A 2,591-nucleotide genomic window follows, 5' to 3' on the forward strand; every position below is an offset into this window, starting at 1 on the left:
GGGTGGTGGGCCGGGAGCGGCGGGGCGACCGTGTCGGGGACTCCCGTCCCCGACGTCACCCCCGCGGCGAGCGTGTCGCCGGCCGACGGCGGGGCGGCACGCCATTCCGGCACCTCCGCCGGGCGGGTGGTCGGGATCGGGAGCCCCGGGGCCCCCCGATCCCCCGGCGGGTCGTCGACGAACCGGATGGTGGTCACCCGGGCACCCTAAACCGCGGGGCGGCTCCTCCCCCGGGAGGGGCCGCGAGCCGGTCCTCACACCGGTGTGACGTACGCCCCCGCGATGCCGCCGTCCACCAGGAATCCGGTGGCGTTGACGAAGGAGGAGTCGTCGCTGGCGAGGAACGCGACCGCCGCCGCGATCTCCTCGGGCTCGGCGAACCGCCCGGCGGGGATGTGGACCAGGCGACGGGCGGCGCGCTCGGGGTCCTTGGCGAAGAGTTCGGTGAGCAGCGGGGTGTTGACCGGGCCGGGGCACAGCGCGTTGACCCGGATGCCCTCGCGCGCGAACTGCACCCCGAGTTCGCGGGACATCGCCAACACCCCTCCCTTGGAGGCGGTGTAGGAGATCTGGGAGGTGGCCGCGCCCATGACCGCCACGAAGGATGCGGTGTTGAGGATCGAGCCCCGCCCCTGCCGGCGCATGTGGGGCAGCACGGCCCGACAGCACAGGTAGATCGAGGTGAGGTTGACCTGCTGGACGCGCTGCCAGGCGTCGGGTTCGGTGGTCAGGATCGAATCGTCCTCGGGCGGGGAGATGCCCGCGTTGTGGAAGGAGAAGTCGACCGAGCCACAGGTGTCCACCACCGTGGCGAACATCCGCTCGACCTCCTCCCGGTCGGTGACGTCGACGCGCACGAAGAGGCCGTCCACCTCGTCGGCCGCCGCCCGGCCGGCCGCCTCGTCGATATCGGCGCACACGACCCGGGCCCCCTCCGCTGCGAGGCGGCGCACGGAGGCGAGACCGATGCCGCTGCCCGCCCCGGTGACCACGGCGACCCGATCCACCAGGCGCCGGCACACCGGCATGCCGGAGGGCGCCGAGCCGGGCACCGGCTCGGGCGCGGTGGATTCGCGGGCATCGACGACACCGGTGCCGGCGGGGTCGGTCGGCTCGGCGGGCTCGCCGGCGTCCAGGACGGGGTCGGTCACGGTTCTCTCCCGGGGTGCGGTGGTGCCGGCGCAGCGGCGCGGGGCGGGGTCGGGTCAGTGGGCGGTGTCGATGAAGACGGTCTTGGTCTCGGTGAAGGCGGCCAGCGCGTCCGGGCCCAACTCCCTGCCGAGACCGGATTGCTTGAACCCGCCGAACGGCGTGGTGGGGCGGACGCTGCTGTTGGAGTTGACCGACAGGTTGCCCGCCCGGATGCCCCGCGAGACGCGCAGGGCCCGGGCGGCGTCCCGGGTCCAGATCGACCCGGAGAGGCCGTAGGGGGTGTCGTTGGCCAGGCGAACGGCATCGTCCTCGTCGGTGAAGGTGCCGATCACCGTGACGGGGCCGAAGATCTCCTCGGTGCGGGCCCGTTCCGGGGCCCGCTCCTCGGCCAGGACGGTCGCGGGGTACCAGAAACCGGGCCCCTCCGGCACCGCGCCGCGCACCAGCGCGGGCGTGTCGGTGGGCACCAGTCCGGCGACGCGTTCGCGGTGGGCGGCCGAGATCAGGGGGCCCATGTCGGTGTCCGGGTCGCGGGGGTCCCCGACCCGGACCGCCCGCACGGCGGGTTCCAGGAGTTCCAGGAAACGGTCCCGGACCTCCTTCTGGACCAGGATCCGGGAGCGGGCGCAGCAGTCCTGGCCGGCGTTGTCGAGGAACGCGCCGGGGGCCGAGGCGGCGGCGCGTTCCAGATCCGCGTCCGCGAAGACGACCATGGGGCTCTTCCCGCCCAGTTCGAGGGTGAGGCGCTTGACGGTGCCGGCGCAGCGGGCCATGATCCGGCGCCCCACGGCGGTGGAGCCGGTGAAGACGACCTTGGCGACCCCGGGGTGGTCCACCAGGGCCTCCCCGGTCACGGCGCCCGCTCCCGGCAGGGTCCGGAACAGGCCCTCCGGGAGCCCGGCCTCCGAGGCGAGTTCGGCCAGGCGGAGCGCGGTCAGCGGGGTCTGCTCGGCGGGCTTGAGGAGGACCGCGTTGCCCGCCGCCAGCGCCGGGGCCGCGCCCCATGCGGCGATGGGCAGGGGGAAGTTCCACGGTGCGATGACCGCGACCACACCGAGGGGTTCGGCGAACGTCACGGCCGTCCCGCCGGCGACGGGGATCTGTCGCCCGGTCAGCCGCTCCACTCCCCCGGCCGCGTACTCCAGCAGGTCGCGGACCTGTTCGGCCTCCCGGCGGGCGGCGGCGACCGGGTGTCCGGCCTCGGCCGTCTCCAGGGCCGCCAGTTCGTCCAGATGCCCGTCCACGACGTCGGCGAAACGCCGCAGCGCGCGGGCCCGGTCGGCGGGGGCGAGCGCGGCCCAGCGGGCGCCGGCCGCGTCCGCCCGGGCCACCGCGTCGTCCACGGCGGCGGGGTCGGTGTCGGGGACGACGGCGAGGGTCTCCTCGGTGGTGGGGTCGATCACCGGACGTCCGGCGGGGACCCGCGGGTGGTCGGGGGC

Annotated in this window: 2 protein-coding genes and 1 pseudogene; all 3 read right to left on the bottom strand. The window is 75.3% G+C overall.

Annotation, left to right across the window (positions count from 1 at the left end; translation table 11 throughout):
- Nucleotides 1–197: pseudogene (locus tag FOE67_RS29635) on the bottom strand (hypothetical protein); the annotation flags it as partial.
- Between the two features lie 57 nt (nucleotides 198–254).
- A complete protein-coding gene (locus tag FOE67_RS22395; RefSeq protein WP_182666650.1) occupies nucleotides 255–1,028 on the bottom strand; it encodes a 3-oxoacyl-ACP reductase in 774 nt (257 codons plus the stop codon).
- A gap of 177 nt (nucleotides 1,029–1,205) precedes the next feature.
- Nucleotides 1,206–2,555, bottom strand: a complete 1,350-nt coding sequence (locus tag FOE67_RS22400; RefSeq protein ID WP_182666649.1) for an aldehyde dehydrogenase family protein — start codon at nucleotides 2,553–2,555, stop codon at nucleotides 1,206–1,208.
- Nucleotides 2,556–2,591 lie beyond the last annotated feature (36 nt).

Source organism: Streptomyces calidiresistens (assembly GCF_014141525.1).
Taxonomy (GTDB): domain Bacteria; phylum Actinomycetota; class Actinomycetes; order Streptomycetales; family Streptomycetaceae; genus Streptomyces; species Streptomyces calidiresistens.